Source organism: Winogradskyella sp., assembly GCF_965656915.1.
Classification (GTDB): Bacteria; Bacteroidota; Bacteroidia; order Flavobacteriales; family Flavobacteriaceae; genus Winogradskyella.
Window position 1 is genome coordinate 41,708 of sequence record NZ_CBFHMI010000009.1, and the last position, 24,166, is coordinate 65,873.

A 24,166-nucleotide genomic window follows, 5' to 3' on the forward strand; every position below is an offset into this window, starting at 1 on the left:
AATAATTTGAATCTAAATTTGCACGCTGAAATCAAATTTATTTTTAATAGATCTAAATAAATGAATACTAGAATTGCCCTATCATTACTAGCATTGAGCATTTCAATAATGCTACAAGCACAAGAAAAAAAGAACAAAAAACTAAAAGATTCAATTCAAAACCTTGATGAAGTCATCATCAACACCAACTACATTTTTGGTAATAAATATGTAGCGAAAAACAGAACGGGTTCTGCGTATTATTTATCTCCAGAAGAGCTTAAAAAATTCAGTTACACAGATATTAATCGTGCTCTACAATCTGTACCTGGTGTAACATTTTATGAAGAAGATGGATTTGGTTTACGACCAAACATAAGTTTGAGAGGAACGTCACCACAACGTAGTGCAAAAATATCATTAATGGAAGATGGTGTGCTTATCGCACCGGCCCCATATAGTGCACCAGCTGCGTACTACTTTCCTTCTGTAGGTAGAATGCAAGCCGTAGAAATATTAAAAGGAAGTAGTCAGGTACAATTCGGCCCTTTTACCACTGGTGGTGCCATTAATATGATCTCTGCTCAGATTCCTGATAAATTAAATGGTGAAATTAGAGCCAGCTACGGTGCTTTTGACACGCAACAAGTATTAGCACGAATTGGAGATAGTAAGAAGAATATTGGCTACATGGTTGAATACCTCAATTTTGGATCTAATGGTTTTAAAAACTTACCAGACAATAGTAATACTGGTTTTGACATTAATGAATTTACTGCCAAGTTTAGAGTTAACACAAATCCTGATGCGAAGTTAAAACAAGCTTTGGAAGCGAAGTTTCATTATTACGATGAGCGCTCTAACGAAACCTATTTAGGACTAACTGAAAATGATTTCGAATCTTCACCATACAGCAGATATGCATCGTCACAAGATGATAGAATGACAGCTGAGCAGATTCAGTTGATGTTAACGCATACTATAGATTTTAGCAAAAACTTTAGAATCACCACAAATGGTTATTACAACAAGTTTTCTCGAAATTGGTTTAAACTTGATGATGTTGTTTTCAATGGAGATAAACAAGGTATTGCTAATGTGGTTAATAATCCAATACAATTTGAAAACCACATGGCAATTGTGCGCGGAGATGTTGATTCGGCTTCAGATGCACTGTTACTAAAAGCGAATAATCGCGTATACTATTCCAAAGGCATTCAAACCAAATTAGATTATCATTGGTATGGTGACAATACGTTTCATGATATTGAAGTTGGTCTGCGATACCATTACGACGAAGAAGACCGTTTTCAATGGGAAGATGGTTATAGTATAATTGATCAAGAGATGTCAAGAACTTCTTTAGGTCCAAGGGGAGCACAAGGCAACCGCATTAGCAGTGCAAAGGCATTTGCAGCATATACCATGTATAAGTTAAAATATAACAACTTAACGCTTACACCAGGTTTGCGCTATGAAAATATACTACTTCAACGTGAAAACTTTGGGAGTGATGACCCAAATAGAACAGGAAGTGATTTAGCGTTTAGAGAAAATGAAGTTGATATTTTTATTCCGGGAATTGGTTTTAATTATGCCTTTTCAGATAACATAGCTGTCTTTGGTGGAGTACATAAAGGATTTTCACCTCCTGGTAGTGAGGAAGGTGAAAAGCCAGAGGAAAGTATAAACTATGAATTAGGTTCTCGTTTTACTATTGGACAACTACGAGGTGAACTTGTTGTTTTTTACAACGATTACAGTAATTTATTAGGAAGTGACCTAGCGGCTACTGGTGGAACAGGATCTTTGGATCAATTTAATGCAGGTGAAGTTGCTGTTAGTGGACTAGAATTACTTTTAAATTATGAGTTATTATCTAATAATTCTGATTTTAAATTACCAGTAACTTTTGGATACACCTTTACGAATACTGTATTCTTAAACAGCTTTGGAAGTAATGAAGGTATTTGGGGAGACGTAAATGAAGGTGATCAGTTACCTTATATTCCTATGCATCAATTCAATGTAATGTTATCGTTAGAGCACAGTAAATATGAGTTGAACTTAAGCGGACGCTATAATGGAGAGTTTAGAACTTTAGCTGGTTCTGGAGATATTCCGAATGATGAATTGGTAGCCTCAAACTTTATTATTGATTTTTCTGCTAAGTATCACGTTTCAAAAAATTTAAGCTTTACTGGAAATATTATAAATATGCTAGACGAAGTCTATGCTGTATCAAGAGTACCAGCTGGTTTACGTCCAGGGCATCCTTTTGGTGCTAACTTAGGATTAGAGTTCAGATTTTAAATTTAAGTGATTGATTGGTTGGAAAAAGCGTTACTTCTATTTTAGTAGTGCTTTTTTCGTTTAGTGATATGTAGTAAATACTTTAGTAGCTTCGTTATAGGCACTTTCAAAGCTCATCGCATTAAGGTCATGTGCTTTCTTTTGGGTAAAATAAGACAACATCTTTTCTGTTGGCATATTACCGGTCAATTCATCTTTAGCCATTGGGCAACCGCCAAATCCTTGAATAGCTCCATCAAAACGTCGGCATCCTGCTTTGTAGGCTGTATCTATTTTTTCAAACCAGGTTGATGGTGTGGTATGTAAATGTGCACCGAATTCTATGTTTGGATACTTTGGTATTAAATTAGAAAATAAATCATCGATGTTTTCTGGATCGGAACTTCCAATAGTATCACTAAGCGATAAAATACCAACTCCCATTTTTGATAAGCGTTCGGTCCACTCACCAACAATATCTACATTCCATGGATCACCATACGGATTACCAAAGCCCATTGAAATATAAACAACAACTTTCTTATTTACTTTATCAGCAATTTCTAAAATCTCTGAAAGTGTCACCACGGATTGTGCAATAGTTTTATGCGTGTTTCGCATTTGAAAGTTTTCAGAAATCGAAAATGGAAAACCTAAGTAGTCTATTTGCTCATGTTTGGATGCATCATTTGCACCACGCGTGTTTGCAATAATAGCGAGCAGTTTACTAATAGTATTGCTTAAATCGAGCTGAGCTAAAACTTCAGCTGTATCTACCATTTGAGGAATGGCTTTTGGTGAGACAAAACTGCCAAAATCTATGGTATCAAAACCAACTCTAAGTAACGATTGAATGTACTGTACTTTTTTCTCAGTTGGAATAAATGCCTTAATACCTTGCATGGCATCTCTTGGACATTCTATGAGTTTTACAGTTGCATTCATTGCCTCAAAGATAAGAGTTAAATACGGTTTTTAACCTCACAATAAAATGAAAATCGCAATACCAACAAACACAACTATTTGAAGCCATTTAAATATTACACCAGAGTTCTTATGACTAAGTGTATAGGACTTAATTTGACCAGCCAATAATGCAATAGCCGCAAATATTATAAACGACACCAGCATAAAAATACCACCAAGAATATAAAACTGAATAACAGTACTCATAGTATCACTAAAGAGAAATCCTGGGAAAAAGGCAAGAAAAAACATAGTGACTTTAGGATTAAGCACATTCATAAAAAAGCCTTGAATGAATAGACCTTTCAAGCTTTTTTTTTGAGGGCTATTATCATTTAAATTTATGATTGAGTCCGATTTATAAACTTTAAAAGCTAAGTAAATCAAATAAATTGCTCCTAATATTTTGATACCTGTAAACAGATGCTCGTTCGCTTTTATGATTGCTGAAACCCCAAAGGCTAGAAACGTTGTATGTATAATACAACCCGTAATTAAACCACAAACAGTTGCTAAACCAAATGATTTTCCATTGGTTATACTTTGTACTAAAACATAAATATTGTCTGGACCAGGCGAAATAGCCAAAGCGGATGTTGCTAACGCAAATGATATAAGAATCTCTAAATTCAAGTTTAAAACTTTGTGCTAAAATACACTAAAAACAGAATAATTTTGTCCATTCATTTGATATCATAACCGCATTTACAATGTAGTATCGTACGAAATGTTTTACTTTAATATGTATTTCAACGATTAAAAGTAGATAGTTTTATCTAAAATTTATATTTTAGGGAGCTATGATTTTTAATCCTCAGAAGATGAACTTAATAAAAGTAATAAAGCAATACCAAGTTTTTGCCTTTGCATTAGCGTTTACAACAGTATTTGCACAAATAGAAGAATGTGGTTTCGAAATGACTCCAGAAGCACAACGATACTATGATTCTATTAAAGAACAAGTCAAGGTTTACGAACAACAATTCTTAAACGATATGATTGCTGGCAGAAATTCTACAGTTATGAGTTCTGTACCTGTTAAAGCACATATTATTAGAACGACTTCTGGTGCAGGAGGATTAACTGCTACTGAACTTGATCAAGCCATGGCAATAATGAATGGTATTTACGTTAATGCTGGGATTGAGTTTTTCCTTTGTGATGGTATCAACTATATTAATAGTGATGCATGGTATGATTATGAAACTAGTGATGAAGCGTCTATGACCGGAATACATAATGTTGCTGGTGTAATCAATATTTATTTTGCGAATTCTATAGTGAATGGTTCAGGTGGAGGGCTTTGCGGATATGCTTATTTTCCTGGTGGACCTGAAACCATTTTAATGGCGAATAGCTGTGCGACAAATGGAAGTACACTATCACACGAAATGGGTCACTTTTTCGCATTATCACACACACATGGTAATAGCAATGTCACTGGTTCTACTGAAGAATTAGTTGATGGTTCTAATTGTGACACAACTGGTGATGGTATTTGTGATACACCTGCAGACCCGAAATTAGGAACTTTTAATGTAAATCTATCATGTCAGTATTTTGGATTTTTGCAAGATGCCAATAATGAATTATATCAACCAGATCCTTTGAATTTAATGTCTTACTCACGTAAGGTATGTAGAACATTATTTTCTCCACAGCAGTATGCCAGAATTAATGCAGTCTATCAAGTATCAAGAAGTAGTATGGCATGCCCTAGTTTTAGTGCAGATTTTGTAGCTGATGAAACCGAGAGTTGTGAAGCTAGTTTAACTGTAAATTTCACAGATAATAGTGTTGGTGCAACTGGTTGGTCTTGGGATGTGGACGGAGATGATATCATTGATTATACTACACAAAACGTTACACATACATACAACAGTGCTGGTGAGTATGATGTAGCACTTACCGTATCAAACGGAACTACTAACATTAATAAAGTTAAAGCTGAGTATATTGATGTTGGCGCACAAGAAATAAGCACATCTACTATAGAATTAACGCTACAGCTAGATGATTGGCCTGCAGAAACATCATGGCAATTTCTAGATGCAAATGGTGATGTTATTGATTCTGAAGGTCCTTATATTGAAGGTATTGACGATTTTACAATTAAAAATGCCACATTTACAATAGACCCTAATTTATGTTACACGTTTGTAATAAACGATAGTTATGGCGATGGTATATGTTGTTTCTCAGGAGATGGTTATTACGAATTAAGAGCTGATGACAATACGTTATTTGCCACAGATGGCGATTTTCAATTTGGTACCACAAACAACTTTTACAGCGGTATCTTAAGTGTAGATTCATTTAGTACAGAAGCTATAGCCTTATATCCAAATCCTTCGTCTAGTATAATAACGGTAAAAGCACAATCCTTACCAGATTCTTATGAGGTCTACAATACGCTAGGTCAAGTTTTAAAACGATCCACCGTGCAAAATGAGAACGATTTAAATGTGAATATAGAAAGTTTTAATGACGGTTTATACTTTATTAAGTTAACAAGAGGAAATTCTAATCAGGTATTATCCTTTGTGAAGAATTAAGATTTTAAACAATAACATGAAATGGGCTCCGTAAATTAAATTACTGTGCCTTTTTTAATAGTGCTTTATTTATTTCTTTTATAAGTTTAGGGCCTTCGTAAATAAAGCCAGTATAAAGCTGTACTAGGTCTGCGCCAGCTTCTAATTTTTCCAAAGCGTCCTCTGCAGTATTAATACCTCCTACGCCAATTATTGGAAACGCCTTATGACTCTTCTCTGCTAAAAATCTAATCACCTCTGTAGAACGATGCGTTAATGGCTTGCCACTTAGTCCACCCATTTCATTCTTATTACTACTCTTTAAACCTTCTCTTAAAATTGTAGTGTTGGTAGCAATCACACCATCGATTTTTGTTTCAGAAACTATATCAATGATATCTAGCAATTGCTCATCCGTTAGGTCAGGTGCAATTTTTAAAAGAATAGGTTTTGTTTTAGATTTCTTAAAGTTTAGGACTTGTAACGCCTTCAATAATTCAGTTAAGGGTTCTTTATCTTGTAATGCTCTTAAATTTGGTGTGTTTGGAGAACTCACATTAACCACAAAATAATCAACATACTCAAATAATGCATTAAAACAGATTTCATAATCATTAACCGCATTTTCATTTGGAGTCACCTTATTCTTGCCAATATTTCCTCCAATCAAAACACCTTTATTCTTTTTGAGTCGTTCAACAGCTTCAACTACTCCACCATTGTTAAAACCCATTCTATTTATAATTGCGGCATCTTCCTTTAGTCTAAATAATCGCTTTTTTGGATTTCCTTCCTGAGGTTTTGGTGTTAACGTTCCTATTTCTATAAATCCGAATCCAAAATTTGAAAGCTCATTATATAACTTGGCGTCTTTATCAAAACCTGCTGCAAGACCGACCGGATTATTAAATGTTAAACCAAATAATTCACGATGAAGCTTAGTATCTTCAACCAAATACATTTGTTTGAAAAGGCCTTTAATACCAGGTATTTTAGACATAAATCGAATTAAAGAGAATGTAAAATGATGGACTTTTTCAGGATCAAAAGAAAATAATATTGGTCTTATTATAGATTTATACATAGTCGCGGTTTTGCTGTGCAAAAATAAACCAATTCATATCAAATAAAAAGAAAGTGTTTGAGACTTGTCCTTTAAACGAGTCTTGATTATTTTTGAGCTATATACCTCAACAATTATGATTTCAAAACAACATATTATCAATCGTTTTATTAGCTATATTACTATAGATACTGAGTCTGATCCTAATTCGGAAAGCACACCAAGTACTGCAAAACAATGGAATTTAGCCAATAAATTAGCCGAAGAATTAAAAGTTATCGGATTAAGCGATGTCAGTATTGATGATAATGCCTATATCATGGCGACGTTACCAAGTAATGTAAACCACGATGTGCCAACAATAGGGTTTATTTCACATTTTGATACGTCCCCAGATTTTACTGGTGCCAATGTGAATCCACAAATCATAGAAAACTACAATGGCAAAGATATTGTTCTTAATGAAACACAGAATATAATTTTGTCCCCAAATTATTTTGAAGATTTATTACTTTACAAAGGACAGACATTAATTACTACAGATGGCACTACACTGTTAGGCGCTGATGATAAAGCAGGTATCACAGAAATAGTTTCGGCTATGGAATACCTAATAAATCACCCTGAGATTAAACATGGAGACATTAAAATTGGTTTTACTCCAGATGAAGAAATTGGACGTGGTGCCCATAAATTTGATGTTGAAAAATTTGGCGCAGATTGGGCTTATACTATGGATGGAAGTCAGATTGGTGAACTAGAATATGAAAACTTTAATGCTGCTGGAGCTACGATTAAAGTCAAAGGAAAAATTGTGCATCCTGGTTATGCCAAGGGTAAAATGATAAATTCCATGTACTATGCTACTGAATTCATCAATGCCTTGCCAAAAATGGAAACACCAGAGCATACTGAAGGTTACGAAGGTTTTTTCCACTTACATACCTTGGATGGAAAAGTTGAGGAAACTGTTTTAAAATATATTATAAGAGACCATGACAAAGACAAGTTTGAAGCTAGAAAAGCCTTAATGGAAAAGATAGTATCCGATCTTAACTCAAAGTTTGAATCTGAAGTTTTTGAGATTGAACTCAAAGACCAATACTATAACATGAAAGAAAGGGTTGAGCCAGTAATGCATATTGTAGATATTGCCGAAGAAGCTATGAAATCGCTAGGCATATCACCACTAATTAAACCAATTAGAGGCGGAACCGATGGTTCTCAACTATCTTACATGGGTTTACCCTGTCCTAATATATTTGCAGGTGGTCATAACTTCCATGGTCGTTACGAATATGTACCAGTAGAGAGTATGCAGAAAGCCATAGAAGTGATTTGTAAGATTGCTGAGTTGACGGCTATAAAAAAGTGAAATACATTTAAAAACATTTTTAAATAGATTCCATTAGCTAATATTGAAAAAATAAAAAAAGTTAATTCAGTAAAAGAATATATAGAAGTCAATGCGCATTATGCCGAAGAACTCACGGTACTTCGAAACATAATTAATAAAACAGAATTAGAAGAAACTATTAAATGGAATGCTCCTGTATATGCACTTAACGGAAAAAACGTAATAGGTCTTGGTGCTTTTAAACACCATTTTGGCATTTGGTTTTTTAATGGTGTATTTTTAAAAGATGAACAAAATTTGCTAGTCAACGCTCAAGAGAATAAAACGAAGGCACTTAGACAAATGCGTTTTTCTAGCTTAGCGGACATCAACGAAACTGAGGTATTGACTTATATCAAAGAAGCCATTGAAAACCAAAGACTAGGAAAGGAAATAAAACCGAAACGAAATACTAAACAGGCTAACATCCCAGAAGAATTGAAAAGTGCTTTAAAGATAAATTCAAAGCTAAATAGAGGTTTTGAAGGATTAACACACGGTAAACAAAGAGAATATTGCGCTTATATTGCCGATGCTAAACGAGACGCAACAAAATTTAGTCGACTCGAAAAAATTACACCTATGATTATTAAAGGTGTTGGCCTTAATGATAAATACAAAAACTGTTAAATAATAAAAGCCGCTCTATTTAGAACGGCTTTTCTATATTATTTTACTAACCAACTTACTTTGCAGTTGCTGGTGCGTTTAATTTTTTACTCATTTCCATAGAAATTGCAGAACGATCAAATTTAATTTTGCCAGCCATAGTTTCTATAACACAGCTATTATCTTTATCATTTAGTTCTACAACTTTACCATGCATACCACTTTTTGTGATAACTCTATCGCCACGTTTTAACTCGCCTGCAAACTTTTTCTCTTGCTTAGCACGTTTCATTTGTGGTGCAATCATAAAGAAATACATTACAGCGAAAATGGCAATAAAGGGTAAAAATGATCCTAATCCTTCCATTCAATACTAATTAGTTGTGGTTATGACCTTCGTGACCTGGTTGAGTTGACGTCTTAACAACAGAGTTACTATTAGAAGATACTGGTGTAATAGAAGCACTACCGGCTTTTTGAGCTGGCTTAGCTGGTGCGTTTGGGTCTTTTTCCACAAATGCAGTGATCTTTACAACTTCACTACCCTTTTCGGTATTTGTTGTCATAGTAATAGATTTAGAAACTTTGTTACCGTTTCCTTTTCCATTAAATTTTACTGTAAACTCACCTGTTTGTCCTGGTGCTACTTCTTTAGTCCAGTTAGACGGTACTGTACAACCACAAGTACTTTTAATATTACTAACGACTAACATTGATTCACCTGTATTTGTATAATTAAATACAGTTTCTACTGGTGTTCCGTTCTCAATAGTTCCGAAATCGTGTTCTGTTTTATCAAATGCTATAACTGGAAAATCACCAGCATTTGCATCTCTCTCTGCTGCTACAGCAACATTTTCAGATTTGATTTTACTTGTAGCGTCATCCTTACATGAAGTAAAGGCTACCATACATAATGCGCTAAGTCCTAAAATTACTTTTTTCATTACTATATTTTTTATTATTTGTTACTAAATTGTTTCAGCTGACAAAGGTAGTAATATTTTCAATCAAATGAAATTTTCAGGCTATTGTTAACAGATAATCGGTTGAAACACGTAAAACCTTAACAAATCATTAATTATAATAGCCCTCTTCCTGCTTTTGGATGCTTATTTTCTTTCTGATATTCTTTCACTATTCTATCCAAAATACCATTGATAAACATGCTACTTTTTGGTGTTGAATATTCTTTAGCGATTTCTAAATATTCGTTAATAGTTACTTTTTGAGGAATTGAAGGGAATTTTTGAAATTCACAAAGTGCCATTTTTAATAAGACTCCGTCTAAACTCGCTAAACGTTCTGAATCCCAATTCATAGTTTTTTCTGCAATTTCTTGTGAGAATGCCGAACTGTTCAACAAGGTTTTTTTGAAAAGGTCCTTAGCAAACTTTATATCGTCATCATCCTTGTATAATGATGGTAATACAGCCGTCTCAGGTGATGTTAATTTGAGTTTTCTTAATATCTTAAGCATTGCTGTATTGACGACTGGCAAGTCATCTACCCAAGTTAATTTTTTATCTTCAATATAATCGTACAATTTGTCGTTTGGTGCAATAATATCAGAATAGATATTTATTATAAACTGCTTGTCTGTATGAAATGACGTTTCCGAAGCATTGATATATTTATTGTACAAATCACTTTTTATAATCTCTTTAAAAAGGATATCTACGTATTCAAAATCCAAGTCCCAAAAATTCAATTTACGTTTGGTTACAACTTCTTGTAACATTTTATTGCTACTAAGCAATTCTAAAATCTGATTCTCTTGAAACTTAGTGCTCGGGTTCTTATCTATATCAGTAGCTAAATGTCTTTTTTGTAATTTGGAATTGTGGTTTAAACTCTTCTTTTGCAACTCTATTAAAAGTGCTAAAATGGATAGGTACAAATCATACATGCTATCTAAACTGTGAAGTAAAAATTTCTCATCTTTTGTAAGATCATCACTTTCTGTTCCTTTAAAAGCATACAAGGTTTGCATTACTTTTATTCTGATGTGTCTTCGGTTTAGCATGTTTAAGAACTAACTTAATTTAGATTATTAAAAAAAGGTGAATTATTGAAAATTCACCTTGCAAAAATACTATTATTTGAATCGTAAAAAAATTATTTAGAATTTTCTCTCTTTCGAGTTTCAATACGTTCTCTAGCAATGTTCATTGCTGCATTGTGAGTAGTTAAATTATTCACTTTTGCATTATCCAAAATCTCTAAAGTTGTATTGTAAATATTTTCTGTTTTACGCATTATCTCTTGCCTATCATAGTCTTCTAACTCTGCGTAAACATTGATTATACCACCAGCATTAATTAAAAAGTCCGGAGCGTATACAATACCACGTTCTTGTAAAATTTTACCGTGTTTCTTTTCTTCAGCCAATTGATTATTAGCCGCACCTGCTACAATTTTTGCTCTTAATTTGTAAATAGTCTCATCATTTACCGTTGCACCAAGTGCACAGGGTGCATAAATATCCATATCCTCACTATATATGTCATTTCCTCCATAGATTGTGGCACCATATTTAGTACGGACTTCTTCTAGTCTATCCTGACTAATATCGGCGATTGTTACATTTGCACCTTCATTTACTAAATGCTCTACCAAAGCTTCTCCTACATTACCAATACCTTGTACATATACATTTTTATCTTCTAAAACATCAGAACCATACTGAAATTTTGCTGCAGCTTTCATTCCCATAAATACACCATAGGCAGTTATAGGGGACGGATTACCTGCTCCACCTTTACTTTCAGAAATCCCAGTAACGTAAGGTGTAACTTCTCTAACAGTATCCATGTCTTCAGTAGCCATACCTACATCTTCTGCTGTAATGTAACGACCACTTAAAGAATGTACAAACTCACCAAAACGTCGCATTAGCTCTGGTGTTTTTTGAGTTTTAGCGTCACCTATAATAACAGCTTTTCCACCACCTAGATTTAAACCTGTGATTGCTGATTTAAACGTCATACCACGTGATAAACGCAATACGTCGTTTAAGGCTTCCCATTCATTATTATATTGCCACATTCTTGTTCCGCCTAATGCTGGTCCTAAAACCGTATTATGTATTCCAATTATAGCTTTTAAACCAGTATCTTTGTCATTACAAAATACTATTTGCTCGTGATCATCAAAAGAGTATTGCCCAAAAACGGGATCTATTTTTGAAAGCTCACCAGAGCTTATAACATCTGAAGTCATGTAAAGTTTTGATTTAGGCTGTTTGAAGATTAGCTAAAAACAGCGTGCAAAAATATATTATAATTAGAGGATTAGCAAAATATTAACTATAAAATAGGATTATCGCAATATTTTTGACTGACCAACAGCATTATGAAAGCATTAAGACATTTAAACAAATATTTTTTTAAGTATAGATATCGCTTAATCATTGGTGTTATCATAACTATAGTAGCCAAGATATTTGCACTTTTTACACCAAGATTAATAGGTGCCTCTATTAATGTAGTTTCAGACCGTCTAGATGGGAAAATCTCTGATGCGGTTTTTAGAAGCGAATTAATGATAAACATTCTTTATCTTATTGGTGCAGCCGTAGTTGCAGGGCTTTTTACATTTTTAATGCGCCAAACTATTATTAATGTATCACGATTTATAGAATATGATTTAAAAAATGAAATCTATAAACATTATCAGGTACTTTCTCTAAACTTTTACAAATCTAACAGAACTGGTGACCTTATGAATCGTATTAGTGAAGATGTTGGTAAAGTACGTATGTACGCTGGACCTGCTATAATGTATACCATTAATACAATTACTTTATTTACGGTTGCAATTATATACATGGTAAATGCTGCTCCAAAACTGACTTTGTATACATTGGTACCTTTACCTATTCTATCCGTAGCGATTTATAAATTAAGTCGATTAATTAATAAGCGAAGTACGATAGTGCAAGAATCCTTATCGACTTTATCTACATATTCTCAAGAAACGTTTAGTGGTATTTCTGTTATAAAATCTTACGGTATAGAGCCAAGAACTAATATTGAGTTTGAAGGTCTTTCTAATGAAAACAGGCAGAAGCAAATTAATTTAACCAAAGTACAGGCATTATTTTTCCCCTTAATGATTTTACTTATTGGCATTAGTAATCTTATTGTAATCTATGTTGGTGGTACGCAATACATGAATGGTGAAATAGAAAACATCGGTACTATTGCAGAGTTTATCATTTATGTAAACATGCTAACATGGCCAGTTGCAACAGTTGGCTGGGTAACGTCATTGGTTCAGCAAGCTGAAGCTTCTCAAGAACGTATCAATGAGTTCTTAAAAACCGAACCAGACATTCAAAATAAGGCTAATGAATTAACTCCAATAAAGGGAGATATAGAATTTAAGAATGTTTCTTTTGTATATCCAGATACTAATATTGAGGCTTTGAAAGATGTGAGTTTTAGTCTTAAATCTGGTGAAACGCTAGCAATACTGGGTAAAACTGGATCTGGAAAATCCACTATACTCGATTTAATTGGTCGGTTGTATGATGTAGATCAAGGCAATGTTCTTATAGACGATAAGGTTATATCACAACTTAATATTTACAGCTTACGACAAAGTATTGGTTACGTGCCACAAGATGCATTCTTGTTCTCCGACACTATAAGAAATAACATAATGTTCGGTAAAGAGAATGCCACTGATGATGAAGTTATTGAGGCAGCTAAAAATGCCAGAGTACATAAAAATATCATTGGATTTAACAAGGGTTATGACACCATTTTGGGAGAAAGAGGTATAACGCTTTCTGGTGGACAAAAACAGCGTGTTTCCATTGCGAGAGCTATAATAAAGAAACCAGACATTCTATTATTTGACGACTGCTTATCTGCTGTAGATACAGAAACAGAAGAAAAAATACTTAAAAACTTAGTCAAGCTGACTAAAGATAAAACTACAATAATAGTAAGTCATCGTGTGTCTTCGGCTAAAAATGCAGACCAAATTATTGTCTTAGAAGACGGTAAAGTTATTCAGTCAGGAACCCATGAAATGCTAATCAATACTGACGGTTACTACAAAGAACTTTACACGAAACAACTCTCTGAAAAAGAAATGTTATAAATTGTTGTTTACTTTACTTTTTTTTTAGATTTTTGGGTTTAATTAAAAATAAAAAATAGCTATGAGCGATTATGGAATGATGGACAAAGAGGAAATATACTCAAAAGTATTACGCGCTGGTCGTAGAACCTACTTCTTTGATGTTAGAGCTACCAAAGCAGGTGATTATTATCTAACCATAACGGAGAGTAAAAAGTTCACCAATGACGATGGTTCTTTTCATTACAAAAAGCATAAAATCTATTTATATAAAGAAGACTTTTCTGAATTTAGAGAGATTTTAGCAGAAATGACAGACTATATAATAACAGAAAAGGGTGAAGAAGTAATAAGCGAGCGTCATCAGAAAGACTTTAAACGTGAGGACGATTTCGTAAAGCAAGAAGCTAAAACTCCAGAAGACACAAATAATACAGATAGTTTTACAGATATTAGTTTTGATGATATCTAAATAACTATTGTTAAATTAAAATAAAAAACCACTACCCTTCGTAGTGGTTTTTTTATTTTTAACCTCTAACCAACTATCAAAATTTATGCGACATATTGCTCTCTTATTTTTATTAGTAACCTCTACTCTATTATCACAATCTCAAACAGACTTATCTTACTATCTCCCACAAGACATACAGTACGATTCAAGCATACCAACTCCAGAGAGCATTATTGGTCATAATGTTGGGAAATGGCATATTACGCACGACAAGCTTGTACAATATATGTATGCCTTAGCCAATTCATCTGATCGTATTTCAATAGAAGATAGAGGAAAGACATTTGAAGATAGACCATTACTCCTACTAACGATTACCTCTCCAGAAAATCATAAAAAAATTGATGCTATACAATCAGTGCATATTAATGCTACCGCATCTAATGATGCTAACATAGAAGATCGCCCTATAGTGGTTTACCAAGGGTTTTCTATCCATGGTAATGAACCAAGTGGCGCAAATGCAGGTTTATTAGTTGCTTATTATTTAGCCGCCGGACAAGGTTCTGAAATAGAAAATCTCTTGGACAATACAGTCATTCTATTTGATCCTTCATTTAATCCGGATGGTTTACAACGCTTCGCCTATTGGGCCAATACCAATAGAGGCATGAATCTTAATCCAGATCCAAATGATCGCGAGTACAGGGAAGTATGGCCAGGAGGGAGAACCAATCACTACTGGTTTGACATGAATAGAGATTGGTTACCTGTGCAATTACCAGAATCTAGAGCTCGCATTAACACCTTTCATAATTGGTTACCAAACATCTTAACAGATCATCATGAAATGGGTACAAATTCGAGTTTCTTTTTTCAACCTGGTATTCCTTCACGTACACATCCATTAACTCCTAAACTAAATCAAGAATTAACTAAAGGCATAGCCACATATCACGCTAAAGCATTAGACGAAATTGGTTCATTGTATTATTCTGAAGAGAGTTTTGACGACTTCTATTATGGTAAAGGCTCAACATTCCCAGATATTAATGGAGGTATCGGAATTTTATTTGAACAAGCCAGTTCTCGTGGACACATACAAGAAAGTGATAACGGTTTGCTAACTTTTCCTTTTACCATAAGAAATCAATTTACGGCAGCTTTATCTACACTAGAAGCAGCTAATGGTCTGCGTAAAGAGATTCTAGAATATCAACATAACTTTTTTAAAAATGCAAGAAGTGAAGCAAGTAAAGAAGGTAACAAGGCCATTGTTTTTGGCGATGAAAAAGACGCTGCGAAGACTTATCATTTAGCTGAAATCTTAAAACGACATCACATAAGTATTCATGATGTAAAATCCGATTTTACTAAAAATGGAAAACGTTACAAAAAAGGCTACAGCTACATCGTGCCAAAAAATCAAAAGAATACCAGATTAATTAATGCAATGTTTGAGAAACGTACAACGTTTCAAGATAGTTTGTTTTATGATATTTCTGCATGGACATTTCCATTGGCATTTAATTTAGATTATACCGAAACTACAACTGCTGAGGCAGGTGCTGAAGTTAAAGATTTACAACATCGTAATGGTGGAGTGACTTCAAAAAGCGACTACGCTTATTTATTTGAATGGAATGAATATTACTCACCAAAGCTCTTAAACCAAGTTTTAAAAAAGGGCTTAAGAGCAAAAGTAAGCATGAAAACATTTAAGGCTAATGGTAAACCCTATGACTATGGTACTATTATGATTCCTGCTCAAAACCAAGATATGTCTAGTGATAAGGTCTATACATTATTGAATCAACTTTCTCAGGAAAGCTACATTACAATTGATGCTGTTTCAACAGGACTAAATGATGGTATTGATTTAGGGAGTAATAACTTCAGATCTTTAGAATTACCTAAGATTGCACTTTTGGTTGGTGATGGCATAACCTCTTATGATGCAGGGGAGATTTGGCATTTACTAGATACGCGTTATGATATCATTGCAACAAAATTAGACACTAAAAATTTTAGAAGAGCAGATCTTAGCCGTTATAACACCATTATAATGGTTAATTCATATTCCGGTTTAGACGACAACAATACCAAAAAATTAAAAACCTGGATACAAAATGGAGGCACACTTGTCGCCTACAGAAATGCATTAAGATGGTTGAATAGTAAAGAATTAATAAAAATTGATTTTAAAAAGAATAACAGTCTAAAAGCAAAAAATATCAGTTACGAACAACGCGTTGATTTTAGAGGTGCACAAGTCATTGGTGGTGCGATTTTTGAAACTAAACTAGATCGTTCTCACCCGATTAATTTTGGATATAAGAATGATGAACTCGCCATGTTTAGAAACACTACTTTATTTATAAATGCTGATAAAAACAGTTATAACAATCCAATTCAGTATACCAAGAACCCATTATTAAGTGGTTATATTTCTGAAGAAAACCTGGATAGCTTGAGTCTATCAGTACCATTAAAAATTGGTGGCATTGGGAGAGGTACTATTGTTGCATTTACAGATAATACCAATTTTAGGGCATTTTGGTACGGTACTAATAAACTATTAATGAATGCTATTTTCTTTAGAGAAGAGTTGTAAGTAGTTTACAGTTAAAATTTTATTAACTTTAACCTCAACCGTTTTACTATTTCCATAGCCATAAAGTAGAACAACGCAGATTAATTATGAAAGATAAACTTTTAACATTCATTATTACCCTTGGGCTTATTTCGTTTATTAGTTGTAGTGTTGAAAACGACAACAATAATAATTCTAATGACCCATCGGATCCATTAAATGGGGTTTGGAATTTAACAAGAGCTGTTTCAGGCTGGGGTAGTTATCCAGAAATTGAGGAAGGATTAGTAACCTTTGAATTTGATACTGATAATTCAACCCTCACGATTATCAATAATTTAGAGGAAAATTATCCACTTCCTTCAAATATGGGAGAACGTAACTATGAAATCGTTAGTTTTGAAGATACTAATTATATAATAATAGACGGTAACGAACTTGATTTTAATGGTCTTCTATATGGTCCTAAAATTGAAGGAGATGAAACCAACTTTTATATAGATTTCGGTTACCTAGGAAGAATAGATGATGCGAGAATTGTGACTGATGCAGCAATCTGGAGGAGTTTCGAAAGATAGCCTACATTATAGTACTTGAGAGCCATTCTTAACCTTGGTCTCAGGATGAAGTAAAAATACATCGTCTTCCTTAACTGCACCCATAACTAGACATTCACTCATAAAATTGGCTATTTGCTTTTTTGGAAAATTAACTATTGCTACAACCTGCCTATGAATTAGATCTTCTTTGGTATACTGAGTCGTAATTTGTGCTGAGGATTTTCTTAAGCCTAAATCACCAAAATCTATGGTTAGCTGATAAGCTGGTTTGTTTGCATTTGGAAAGTCATTGGCTTCAACAATAGTGCCCACGCGTAAATCTACCTTTGTAAAGTCCTCAAATGTTATTATCTTATCCATTCACTAAAATTAGTAAATAAAATTTAGTTAAAATAATGGCATTAACACCTTCTAACATGTTGCCTTTAGGCACAAAAGCTCCAGATTTCAGATTAGTAGATACTACCGATGACCAAATAAAATCTCTAAACGGTTTAAAAGGAGATACTGGTACTTTAGTAATGTTTATTTGTAACCACTGCCCTTTTGTAATTCATGTCAATGAGCAACTCGTTAAGCTTGCTAATGATTATGCATCAAAAGGAATTAACTGTATTGCAATTTCTAGCAATGATGTGGTGAATTATCCGCAAGATGGACCAGATAAAATGAAGCAACACGCGAAGGATAATAACTATCCTTTTCCTTATTTGTACGATAAAACACAAGAGATTGCTAAGGCCTATGATGCAGCTTGTACACCAGATTTTTTCTTATTTGATGGTGATTTAGCTTTAGTTTATGCAGGCCAATTAGATAGCTCAAGACCTGGAAATGATATTCCTGTAACAGGAAAAGATTTGAGAGCGGCTATGGATGCTTTGGTGAATAATGAAGCTATAAGCAGTGATCAAAAACCAAGTATGGGTTGTAATATTAAGTGGAAAGAATAATTTGAATACTATAGATTTTTATATCGTTGATGTATTTACTACTCAAAAATATGGCGGGAATCAGCTTGGCGTATTTGTAGATTATGAAGATTTACTTTCTGATGAGGACATGCTTCATATTGCAAGAGAGCTTAATTTTTCTGAAGTCTCATTCATAAAAAAAACGTTAATAACACTGAATTTGAGGTTCGCATATTCACACCAGAGTATGAAGTGCCTTTTGCTGGTCACCCAACTTTAGGTACAGCGTTTATTATTTCTAAATATCTAATACCTCAGCCAAAAAATTTAATAGTACTCAAACTAAAGAAAGGAGATATTTCTGTGACAATTGATTCACCGAGCGATATTGATTCGGCTAAGTTTACAATGACGCAGGTACAACCAGAATTCATAGATACTATTGAGTCTAAAGACATTTCAGAAGAGTTAGGTATAAATTATGAACTTATTGATAATACTAAACCACTAGCCGAAATAAGTACTGGTTTACCTTATATAATAATTCCAATAAAAACTTTGGAAGCTATAAATAGTATCGTTGTTGATTATCAAAGTGTTTTAAACTATTTAAAATCACATAACAAGCACAAATCTAATAGCGAAGCAGGATTAACAACCTCTTTATTTTTTATAACGGAAGAAACATTTGAAGATTCAAGTCAATATAACTTAAGAATGTTTTGTGTTGAAGGAAACTCTATGATTGAAGCTGCTGCAGGAAGTGCTAACGGTTGTTTATTGGCCTATTTGCTAAAGTATCAAACTACAGAACTAAAAGCGACGGTTGAACAAGGGTTTCAGATGAAAAGAAAATCATATATTTATTTAGATGGTAAAAAAGTGAATGACACCTATCAAATAAATGTTGGTGGTAATGTTGTTGATCTTAGTAAAGGACAATGGAAAATTTAAACTTAGAAAAAGAAAATAAAAAAAATCGAAAAAAGATTCCTCTAACTAACTCTGAAGCTTTTACTTTTTTCTTCATTACTATCGGTTTTTTTAGTCCAAATCAAAATAATGATTTTAATGAAACAGAAATAAAGAGATTTGAAGAATATGGTTTCAATTTAAAAATTAAACAAGCTAGAGAACTAACTATTTTTGGCAGGCTTTTCTATTTGGCACTCATCATAGTTTTTATATTTCTTATAAACTACTAAGCAAATTACTATAATGAATACAGTTTTAGAAACACCACACCTTATCTTAAGACCTGTAATATTAGGTGATATCGATGATTTCTTTGAATTAGATTCTAACCCAAATGTGCATAAATTTTTAGGAAACAATCCTGTAAAAACTATTGATCAATCAAAGGAGATGATTAATGACATTTTAAAGCAGTATGGAGAATTTGGAATGGGTCGATTAGCGATAATTAAAAAAGATACAAAAGAATTTATCGGTTGGTCTGGCATAAAATATGAGCAGAATTTGAGAAAAGCGTTTAATTACTATGATCTAGGATATAGGCTAAAAGAACAATTTTGGAATAAAGGCTTTGCTACTGAAGCTGCATTGGCATCACTAGATCATGGTTTTAATACTTTAAAATTAAAAAAAATATGTGCAGCAGCTGGTATAAATCATATCGCATCTAATAGCATTCTAAAAAAAATAGGAATGCAACCCAATGGTACTTTCGAATTTGAAGGTGACTTATGTAATTGGTATATCATAAAAAATCCAAATATCTAAAATAACAAAACCCCTTTTCCAAGAGGTTTTATTATCAATCAAATTAGTCTAAATCGAGTGTTAAATATGACTTTATGTTTATTGTTGTTCTAGTTTAAAGTTAATCGGAATACTGTAAGGAACACCTACAGGTTTATTACGTTGCTTACCAGGTTTCATTTCAGGAAGTAAACTTATAATACGTTCTGCCTCTGTCTCCAATAACTTATCAGGCCCACGACTCTTTATCTTTGTTACTTTACCATTCTTATCTATTAAGAAGAATACATACACTCTACCTTTTATATTTAATTCTGCAGCTAATTCAGGATACTTAAAGTGTTTTAGTAAATGCTTTTGCATTTTTTGTTGGAAACATGCCTTTAATTCAGCGTTATTTCCTTTACATCCAGGGAATACTGGCACACGTTCTATCACTGCAAATGGTACTTCTAGATCTTCTTCAACCTCTTCTACTTCTAAATCTTCTATACCTACTTCTCGTTCTTCAATAACATCATCCTGACCTAATTCTGTACTTTCAATAACAGTTTCTTCTATGTCCTCAACATCTTCAACTACCGAAATAGCTTCTGTAACAATTGTTTTTGGAGGTGGTGGTGGTGGGATGTTAATCGTAGTAATAGGAATATCTTCATCTATTTGCTCATCTAACATTAAGATATCAATCTTAGTACCTTCTCTTTCGTAAGTCTTATGTTCAAGTCCTAAATATGTTAAGACTAACATTACGTTTAAGCCAACAGCAAAATATAAATTGCTGTTTCGACCTACATTGGCTTTTGGGTTCTTCTTGAGTTCCATGACGTTTAATTTTATATTATAAAGTTAATTATCATAAAGCGTAAAAAGTATGACAAATGTCATGTTAGAATCAAAATCAATATTTTAACAATTTAGAGATTGTCTAATTGATTGTCTTTACCGTCTTCACTAATGGTCCAAAATAAGCCAACAAAAAAGAACTGATCTGCTGCAGGAGTCAAGGCTCTCTTATTAAATTGACCATTTATATCTGGTGTATTTGCATACTGATAACCGTTGATATTATTGAACCCTAAAATATTATTTACCGAGAAATACAAAATCTTTTGCTGATCTAATAGATATGCCCAATTAAAGCTTAAACTATTAAAAGGCTTTGTTCGCTCACTTAAAAATTTATTGGTATTAGGATTTGTATAAGGTCTACCTGAAGAGTATCCATAGGCTAATCCTAATTGACTTTTCCAACTATCTATCCAATATTTACCTACAATAGATAAGTTGTGATTAGTTGCATAATTGGGTTGTGCTGATGATTCAAAGTTTCTATAATCACGTTCTGTATCTAAATATGAGTAACTCACCCAATAATCTAAATTCTTAATACTTGTGTTGTCTCTCCAGAAGATATCAATGCCTTGCGCATAACCATATCCTGAAGAATTATAGTTAGTATCAAAACTTTCAAATTGAGTGTCAAACTTTACTAAATTATCATAATCCTTTCTGTAAGCTTCTGCTCTAAATATTTTTCCATTGTTTACATATTGATAATTTAAAATGTAATGTGTGGTTTGTTCTGCTTGTAAATTATCTTCGAATTTCAAGATGGCACTATTCGGATTTTGAAAGAAATTACCATAAGCTAAAGAGATTTGTCCATTGTCCGAAGTCTTATAAGCCAATGCAGTTCTTGGAGCAAAATCAGTAGTATTAAAAATAACACTATGATCTGCTCTTAATCCAACTTTTAAAGCCAAGTCTTTAGAAAAAATAAGATCTGCCTCGGCAAAACCTGCTGTAATGTTATTCTCAAAACCATAATCTTCATTTATTGATCCATCTTTAAAGTTCTCATTAAAAGTTGTAATAAACTGATCTGCTCCAAAGCTTATCTTAAACCTGCTATTAAAACGTTTTTTTAGTTTAAACTTAAGATGCAATGAATTTTCCGTATTGGAAATATCACTTGTTTCAACTCCTAAATCGTTGATAGCGTAGGTATAACTTATTCCTGTATTAATAGTCCAGCCATTACCAAATACACCTTTATATGATGTATTTAAATAAAAGTTATTGTTGTTTAGTTTAAAATCTAAGCCATCATCTAAATTAATATCTTCTTGAGTGAGCTCAAACTTAGACGTGTCAAACGCAGCATAAAATTTCAGCATACCATTATTAAGTCGTTGCCTAAAAACTGTTTCTCCTTGTGCACCTGTATAAGGTGTTTGCCAGTCGTTTCTATCTTTAAATACAGCTAAATATGGTGCCAGATTTATATAAGATGCATTAGCACTTAATGATGACTTTTCCCATTTCTGAGTATTTCCCAGTGTTCCACCAACCGTCATAATACCAATATCTGTTTTTTCCTGATCTGGTTCATCAATTGTATTTAATAAAAGCACACTTGATAAAGCCTGGCCATATTCAGAAGAATAGCCTCCTGTAGAAAATGTAATACCGTCAAATAAGAATGGCGAATATCTACCACGTGTTGGTATATTATTAGTAGTAGGCGAGTATGGTGTAAATACTCTGATACCATCTATAAAAATTTGAGTTTCATCAGCGTTACCACCTCTTACAAATAAGCGACCATCTTCAGAGATATTAGATGTACCTGGAAGTGTTTGCAAAGCTCCAACAAAGTCTCCTAAGGCACTTGCAGTAGTCACAACATCTAAAGGTTTTAAAACTGAGACCTTACTGTTGTCATTAGCTTCAAATGTTCCAGCACTTAAAACTACGGTATCTAAAGACTCTACATCTTCGCGTAAATTAACAACTAAATCAGATAATTCTGAAATGTCTTTTGTTAGTGTTTTTGTCTCATAAGACAAGTATGAAATCACTAGTGATTTTAAACCTGTTTCTTCGGTTGTAAATAGAAATTTACCAACTTCATTTGTAGTTGCTCCATCATAAGTGCCATCTATATAGACATTGGCTCCCATAATGGGTTGATTTTTTTGATCTATAACTTTTCCAGAAATAGTGGTCTGCGTATAGCAAAAGGTGGTAAAAAGCAATAAGATTAAAGTGATTGAAGTTTTCATTTTTTGATTGATGATTAACTGCTTGATTTTCTTGAGTTGAATTAATTTCAGTATGATTGTGATACAAAGTTGAAGGATTTATCACCTAAAAAGAATTCTAATTAACCGAACTGTTATTTTATAATGATGAATTGAATATATTTGATTTTAATCCACTATTCTATTTAAAGAGAACCACAAAGACTCGTGCCTTATTCAAATAAATAATATGCTCACAACCAAAGAAAAACAGTTTAGTATACTATTTTTTATAATCGTGCTTTTAGAACTGATTACTGGCAGTTCTGAAGCCTTAAATTATTCGCATTATATGGTCAAGCCAGCAATTGTTACGAGTTTAATCTTTCTGTTTGTGAATACTGGAAAAAGTTTGTCCAGATCTTTAAAATCGAAAACGCTGTTAGCCTTAATTTTTGCATTACTAGGAGACATTTTATTAATGTTTGTAGATGCATCTCCTCATTTTTTCACTTTTGGTTTGCTGGCATTTTTAATAGCACATGTTTTTTATATTTTAGTTTTTCTAGAACATAAGAATAGTACTAAATCCCCTTTAGGATTTATGATAATTTTATTAGTCTATGCCACTTTTCTATTCTATTTATTAAAGGATGGTTTAGAAGCTATGCTAATTCCGGTTATAATTTATATGCTCGTTATATTGAGCATGGCAACCTCAGCTTATCTCAGAAAAAATAGCGTGAGTGAACTGAGTTATAAACTTATTTTTTTAGGCGCTTTATTATTTATGATTTCAGATAGCATATTGGCAATCAATAAGTTTTACCAGCCAATACCACTATCTAATATACTTATTATGGTGACTTATGCTCTTGCGCAATATCTTATTGTTTTAGGAATATTAAAAATTAATGTAACAAACTCTAAAGAATAACTACTAATTGAGTAACTAACCATTTTTCAT

Annotated in this window: 22 protein-coding genes and 1 pseudogene; 13 read left to right on the forward strand and 10 right to left on the reverse strand. The window is 33.1% G+C overall.

The features are described from left to right. Positions 1-60 precede the first annotated feature (60 nt). Positions 61-2,292 (forward strand): TonB-dependent receptor family protein, encoded by a 2,232-nt coding sequence (locus ACTG3Y_RS04535; RefSeq protein ID WP_439151731.1) that lies wholly within the window; start codon positions 61-63, stop codon positions 2,290-2,292. 60 nt (positions 2,293-2,352) lie between these two features. On the opposite strand, the gene ACTG3Y_RS04540 is transcribed toward ACTG3Y_RS04535, so the two are convergent. Then, positions 2,353-3,216: a hydroxymethylglutaryl-CoA lyase gene (locus ACTG3Y_RS04540; RefSeq protein ID WP_439151732.1), complete on the reverse strand. Its 864-nt coding sequence runs from the start codon at positions 3,214-3,216 to the stop codon at positions 2,353-2,355. A gap of 36 nt (positions 3,217-3,252) precedes the next feature. Next, entirely contained in the window at positions 3,253-3,870 is a 618-nt protein-coding gene (locus ACTG3Y_RS04545; RefSeq protein ID WP_439151733.1) for a LysE family translocator, read from the reverse strand. A gap of 188 nt (positions 3,871-4,058) precedes the next feature. On the opposite strand from ACTG3Y_RS04545, the gene ACTG3Y_RS04550 reads away from it, so the two are divergent. Continuing rightward, positions 4,059-5,792 carry a T9SS type A sorting domain-containing protein gene (locus ACTG3Y_RS04550; RefSeq protein WP_439151734.1) on the forward strand — a complete coding sequence of 578 codons (1,734 nt, stop codon included), beginning with the start codon at positions 4,059-4,061 and terminating at the stop codon, positions 5,790-5,792. Positions 5,793-5,832: 40 nt separating this feature from the next. On the opposite strand, the gene ACTG3Y_RS04555 is transcribed toward ACTG3Y_RS04550, so the two are convergent. After that, positions 5,833-6,855: a quinone-dependent dihydroorotate dehydrogenase gene (locus ACTG3Y_RS04555; RefSeq protein ID WP_439151735.1), complete on the reverse strand. Its 1,023-nt coding sequence runs from the start codon at positions 6,853-6,855 to the stop codon at positions 5,833-5,835. Positions 6,856-6,970: 115 nt separating this feature from the next. Between ACTG3Y_RS04555 and pepT the strand changes: the two genes are divergently transcribed. Together pepT and ACTG3Y_RS04565 are read left to right on the forward strand one after the other, a co-directional pair. Next, on the forward strand, positions 6,971-8,209 hold the full coding sequence (pepT, locus tag ACTG3Y_RS04560) for a peptidase T (RefSeq protein WP_439151736.1): 1,239 nt from the start codon (positions 6,971-6,973) through the stop codon (positions 8,207-8,209). A gap of 159 nt (positions 8,210-8,368) precedes the next feature. Further along, positions 8,369-8,860, forward strand: coding sequence for a YdeI/OmpD-associated family protein (locus tag ACTG3Y_RS04565; protein ID WP_439151763.1), 492 nt, complete (start codon positions 8,369-8,371; stop codon positions 8,858-8,860). Between the two features lie 55 nt (positions 8,861-8,915). Here ACTG3Y_RS04565 and yajC read toward each other — a convergent pair whose 3' ends face one another. The 4 genes from yajC to ACTG3Y_RS04585 form a co-directional block, all read right to left on the reverse strand. After that, positions 8,916-9,206 carry a preprotein translocase subunit YajC gene (gene yajC / locus ACTG3Y_RS04570; RefSeq protein ID WP_439151737.1) on the reverse strand — a complete coding sequence of 97 codons (291 nt, stop codon included), beginning with the start codon at positions 9,204-9,206 and terminating at the stop codon, positions 8,916-8,918. A gap of 10 nt (positions 9,207-9,216) precedes the next feature. Next, entirely contained in the window at positions 9,217-9,786 is a 570-nt protein-coding gene (locus ACTG3Y_RS04575; protein WP_439151738.1) for a DUF1573 domain-containing protein, read from the reverse strand. 134 nt (positions 9,787-9,920) lie between these two features. Further along, on the reverse strand, positions 9,921-10,865 hold the full coding sequence (nusB, locus tag ACTG3Y_RS04580) for a transcription antitermination factor NusB (protein ID WP_439151739.1): 945 nt from the start codon (positions 10,863-10,865) through the stop codon (positions 9,921-9,923). Between the two features lie 92 nt (positions 10,866-10,957). Beyond that, positions 10,958-12,061, reverse strand: coding sequence for a Glu/Leu/Phe/Val family dehydrogenase (locus ACTG3Y_RS04585; protein ID WP_439151740.1), 1,104 nt, complete (start codon positions 12,059-12,061; stop codon positions 10,958-10,960). Positions 12,062-12,193: 132 nt separating this feature from the next. On the opposite strand from ACTG3Y_RS04585, the gene ACTG3Y_RS04590 reads away from it, so the two are divergent. The 4 genes from ACTG3Y_RS04590 to ACTG3Y_RS04605 all read left to right on the forward strand — a co-directional run bounded on the left by ACTG3Y_RS04590 (position 12,194) and on the right by ACTG3Y_RS04605 (position 17,555). After that, positions 12,194-13,951 carry an ABC transporter ATP-binding protein gene (locus ACTG3Y_RS04590; RefSeq protein ID WP_439151741.1) on the forward strand — a complete coding sequence of 586 codons (1,758 nt, stop codon included), beginning with the start codon at positions 12,194-12,196 and terminating at the stop codon, positions 13,949-13,951. 61 nt (positions 13,952-14,012) lie between these two features. Next, entirely contained in the window at positions 14,013-14,402 is a 390-nt protein-coding gene (locus tag ACTG3Y_RS04595; RefSeq protein WP_439151742.1) for a PUR family DNA/RNA-binding protein, read from the forward strand. 85 nt (positions 14,403-14,487) lie between these two features. Further along, positions 14,488-16,998 (forward strand): M14 metallopeptidase family protein, encoded by a 2,511-nt coding sequence (locus ACTG3Y_RS04600; protein WP_439151743.1) that lies wholly within the window; start codon positions 14,488-14,490, stop codon positions 16,996-16,998. 86 nt (positions 16,999-17,084) lie between these two features. After that, positions 17,085-17,555, forward strand: coding sequence for a hypothetical protein (locus ACTG3Y_RS04605; RefSeq protein ID WP_439151744.1), 471 nt, complete (start codon positions 17,085-17,087; stop codon positions 17,553-17,555). Positions 17,556-17,561: 6 nt separating this feature from the next. Here the strand turns inward: ACTG3Y_RS04605 and ACTG3Y_RS04610 are convergent, their stop codons facing one another. Continuing rightward, on the reverse strand, positions 17,562-17,897 hold the full coding sequence (locus ACTG3Y_RS04610) for a tRNA-binding protein (protein ID WP_439151745.1): 336 nt from the start codon (positions 17,895-17,897) through the stop codon (positions 17,562-17,564). Between the two features lie 35 nt (positions 17,898-17,932). Between ACTG3Y_RS04610 and ACTG3Y_RS04615 the strand changes: the two genes are divergently transcribed. From ACTG3Y_RS04615 to ACTG3Y_RS04630, 4 genes and pseudogenes are all read left to right on the forward strand, one after another. Then, a complete protein-coding gene (locus tag ACTG3Y_RS04615; protein ID WP_439151746.1) occupies positions 17,933-18,490 on the forward strand; it encodes a thioredoxin family protein in 558 nt (185 codons plus the stop codon). Continuing rightward, positions 18,444-19,405 (forward strand): annotated as a pseudogene (locus ACTG3Y_RS04620) (PhzF family phenazine biosynthesis protein). The gene ACTG3Y_RS04615 and the pseudogene ACTG3Y_RS04620 overlap by 47 nt, the downstream one beginning before the upstream one ends. Further along, positions 19,393-19,656: a hypothetical protein gene (locus tag ACTG3Y_RS04625; protein ID WP_439151747.1), complete on the forward strand. Its 264-nt coding sequence runs from the start codon at positions 19,393-19,395 to the stop codon at positions 19,654-19,656. The pseudogene ACTG3Y_RS04620 and the gene ACTG3Y_RS04625 overlap by 13 nt, the downstream one beginning before the upstream one ends. A gap of 13 nt (positions 19,657-19,669) precedes the next feature. Continuing rightward, positions 19,670-20,194: a GNAT family N-acetyltransferase gene (locus tag ACTG3Y_RS04630; protein WP_439151748.1), complete on the forward strand. Its 525-nt coding sequence runs from the start codon at positions 19,670-19,672 to the stop codon at positions 20,192-20,194. A gap of 78 nt (positions 20,195-20,272) precedes the next feature. Here the strand turns inward: ACTG3Y_RS04630 and ACTG3Y_RS04635 are convergent, their stop codons facing one another. Both ACTG3Y_RS04635 and ACTG3Y_RS04640 read right to left on the reverse strand, forming a co-directional pair. Continuing rightward, a complete protein-coding gene (locus ACTG3Y_RS04635) occupies positions 20,273-20,998 on the reverse strand; it encodes an energy transducer TonB (protein ID WP_439151749.1) in 726 nt (241 codons plus the stop codon). A 92-nt stretch (positions 20,999-21,090) separates the two neighbouring features. Next, on the reverse strand, positions 21,091-23,241 hold the full coding sequence (locus ACTG3Y_RS04640) for a TonB-dependent receptor (protein ID WP_439151750.1): 2,151 nt from the start codon (positions 23,239-23,241) through the stop codon (positions 21,091-21,093). A 208-nt stretch (positions 23,242-23,449) separates the two neighbouring features. Here ACTG3Y_RS04640 and ACTG3Y_RS04645 point away from each other — a divergent pair, with 208 nt between their 5' ends. Continuing rightward, the gene (locus ACTG3Y_RS04645) at positions 23,450-24,136 is read left to right on the forward strand and encodes a lysoplasmalogenase (RefSeq protein WP_439151751.1); all 687 of its coding nucleotides are present in this window, start codon (positions 23,450-23,452) and stop codon (positions 24,134-24,136) included. Positions 24,137-24,166 lie beyond the last annotated feature (30 nt).